3 protein-coding genes and 1 pseudogene are annotated in these 3,387 nt (G+C 35.1%); all 4 read left to right on the plus strand.

What is annotated here, in order from left to right; genetic code table 11:
• Window positions 1-404 (plus strand): annotated as a pseudogene (locus tag C5469_RS22460) (hypothetical protein); the annotation flags it as partial.
• Between the two features lie 13 nt (window positions 405-417).
• Window positions 418-1,434, plus strand: coding sequence for a hypothetical protein (locus C5469_RS22465; protein ID WP_166310879.1), 1,017 nt, complete (start codon window positions 418-420; stop codon window positions 1,432-1,434).
• 578 nt (window positions 1,435-2,012) lie between these two features.
• Window positions 2,013-2,168: a hypothetical protein gene (locus C5469_RS22470; protein ID WP_166310881.1), complete on the plus strand. Its 156-nt coding sequence runs from the start codon at window positions 2,013-2,015 to the stop codon at window positions 2,166-2,168.
• Window positions 2,169-2,256: 88 nt separating this feature from the next.
• Window positions 2,257-2,883, plus strand: coding sequence for a hypothetical protein (locus C5469_RS22475; protein WP_166310883.1), 627 nt, complete (start codon window positions 2,257-2,259; stop codon window positions 2,881-2,883).
• Window positions 2,884-3,387 lie beyond the last annotated feature (504 nt).

The following is a 3,387-nucleotide window of genomic DNA, read 5'->3' on the forward strand; positions in this document are numbered from 1 at the left end:
TTAAGACCAGGATTATGATAATGGAAGTTGCGCTAAATGCGAAAGGCGCTGTCAAAACGGCGGCGGGTTTTAAATTCGATCAACATGATAAGGGGATCGATCTCGTCGGTTACCATGATGGGATTACAGCTGAAATTGAGGTAACTGCCGACACTAAAGTAGATATCAAAGAAAAAACCACTTCACAGGATATAGTGAAAGTTAAGAAGAAATGGGTTATTGCCGATCCATTAAAAGCCAGTGAATCCCCATTAAGAATTAATCTGCTAGGGGAAGAACGGCCTATTACCCGGCCAGAGACAGTCCCAGGGGCTGAAACAGCGCCGTGGGAAATGGGTTATAACCCTAAACCTAAGCTGGATAATATCCCATTTATCACAACGGGATTCCCAGGAATGAGATAAAAAAGGATAAAAAATGAAATTAAAACTGTTATTACTATTATCAGGAGTGCTTGTTATGTCCGGTGCTAACGCAGATGAATCCAGGTTGTATATTCGCAGCGTATTCGATATCCAATATGCCTTTTGTTCTATTAAAACTAATGACGTACTGGGAATGGATAACCGAAATTCAGCCCGAGCAGGCCGAGGATTTGGTACATCCAGCACAGGCTCCATGCTATTCATGGCCAATGGCGAAAATGAAATTAGTCTGGAATTTGGTGCTCTAGGTTGGTTCTCCCCAGATGAAATGCCAGATAAAGCCCGTAATCATTTCAACCCTGAGGCTAAATGTAAGTTAGAGTTAACTGCCATGCGCGGTAAAAACAGCCAGATTCTGACAGCGATTGAAGTGGCGATTAATGAAAATGGTCAGCCTGTGGCAACAAAATCGAAGGATGAACCCAAATACGCCACTATCAGTACGCCGGTTATACGCCATGTAATACAGGCGGATAATGTAGAAGCCGGACATAAAGACAAAAACTACTTTAATACTCGAAAATTCCCGCCCAATATGACCTTATACCGGTTTAGCCGGACGGTAAAAATTAGTGGCTTGCCTGATTGGGAATGGGTGAACGCAACCCCTTACACCGATACACCGGAGCAACGTCAACAACTGCAACAGGCTTATATGACCATCTGGCAGGCTTATCATGCCAAAGATGTGAATACTATTCGTGAATTGCAAAAAGTCTCGCTCAAAGCCTGGGCCTGGTCAACCGGCGAAAGTGAAGAGAGCATCTTCATTGATCAGCCTATTTACAGTGATATCAACGCAAAAAACTTCAAAATGATACCGATTAACTGGAATAACTATCGAGTTAAGATAATGAACCAAGGCAGAATGGTTAGACTGGTAAATAAATCAGACCCAGAGAACTCTCCAATATCTTACTACGTTGATGATGAAGACGGTGATACTGTTCTGGCTACTACCGCACTAACTTTCTCAATGCTTAACGGCCGTTTTGTTCGGGTGATTTAATTAATAGTATCGGGTTATCTGACCCGATATTTTTTCTTAATGGAAAATATAATAAAAATCGGTGGCATCTGTAGATCTCATAATTATTATCAATCGACACAGATGAAATCCAATATCAGTAAGCGCCAATGGTAAAAATAATGATTATCATTTTTCATCAATAGGGTTAGATGAAATTATAAATTCACCTGACATTCAACTTTTACCTTTAGATTTCAGTCAATCTAAAATTGATATTTCTCTGGATGGCCGGGTTGTTTTTATGTCTCCCTCACCACTTGTATTTATTAACAAAAATAATAGTAAAAACAAGACACTATTAAATTCAAAATATCGGTTCGATGGAAATAGATTTATTTTAACCCGATAATGATATGAAAAACAAAGAGGGTTTATCCCTCTTTGAATAATAGATAATATTACCTCTATAGCTTAAAGCAAGATTCAAGGTATTATCTGTAAAAGGTATAACTACCACAACAGGGGGAGGTAAAACAGCACTGTCAGCGGGATTAAAATATGATGATTCAGGCTTAGGGATTTATTTCTCACATGAGGGAATAAAAGCTTATTTTAAAGTGGAAGTAAAAGCTGGATATATACAAAAAGAAAGTAAATCAGTGAGTAATACAAAAGGAAGAAGCAAAAATTCAGGTATAAACCTAATTAAAGCCGATGTGATGATATGTGATAAAGATGAATTTGGCCCATTTTATTTTATTGATTTTAAATGAAAATATATTATGCGTAACTATAAAATTTTTCTAACTGCTTGGATTCACATTACCCATAACCGGGTTATCTAAAGAGAGTAAAAATTCTATGAATAACGAAGTTGAACCTATTGACTACAGACTGGAAGTCGAATTAAATAAATGTTCAGCAGATTTACTTATCAATGGCCTATTGATCTTTTCCTATTATGATAAAAAACCCATGAACACACTAATTGGTGTAGGTGAATATCTGAAATCTGAAAACAATACAATCCAGTTTTATTCATGGCCATCAAATAGAGATTCCGATATTTTCGATTCAGACTCAAAGTGCAATTTCATATTAAAAGCAAGAAATAGATTTGAGACTCCCAATCTAAAATCAGTTATAACCATAAATTATCATCCTAATGATAGCATCGCCTATAATACTTCTGTATCGGCACTTAATGTAAGGTTAGATAATGAACAATGGGGAAAATTATTAGGCCGTAATAGTATAATTCATGACAGTAAAAAAGAATATTATCACTACTCTCAAGCATTTAATATAAAAAAGGACTATCCCACGTGGAACTGTGTAAATTCATATCAATTTTCAGAAAATAAAGAAACTATAGATTCATTACCAGAAAACCATCAACTAGCCCTTATTAATGCCTACAAAGAATATTGGGAATTATTGAAAAACAAAAATCTTGAAGGGTTAAAAAATTCCATAAAGAATTATTAAATGAGTCAGTAAAAGCTAATGGTGGAGATAATGATAATTATTTTTCTTCATTGGGATTAGATACATTTTTAAACTCGGCTGATTTTCAACTTTTACCTTTAGAGTTTAGTAAATCAAAAATTGAATTATCCCTCGATAGTCGAGTTGTCTCTATGTCACCCTCACCACTCAGTTTTATTGACAAAGAAAACCATTCAAGATTTTCAATAAATCCAAAATATCATTTTGATGGGAAAAGATTTGTTATAACTCGATAACAACGTAATAATATAAATAACAAAGAGGACTTGTTAATAAATAAAGTCATTCAAATATTTCAATAACCCTCAATATCATATTGATAACAAAAAATTTATTACAACTCGCTAAGGACATGAAATAAAAAGAAGTTTTCACCCTATTTAATGAATAGGAAATTTATTCTTCAAAATAAACTTAATTTCTCTTAAATAAGGAAAACACAATGGGAAACGCAGTAAAAATAGGGGATATCGGTACCGCACA

This window comes from Photorhabdus cinerea, from assembly GCF_011189575.1.
Taxonomy (GTDB): Bacteria; Pseudomonadota; Gammaproteobacteria; order Enterobacterales; family Enterobacteriaceae; genus Photorhabdus; species Photorhabdus cinerea.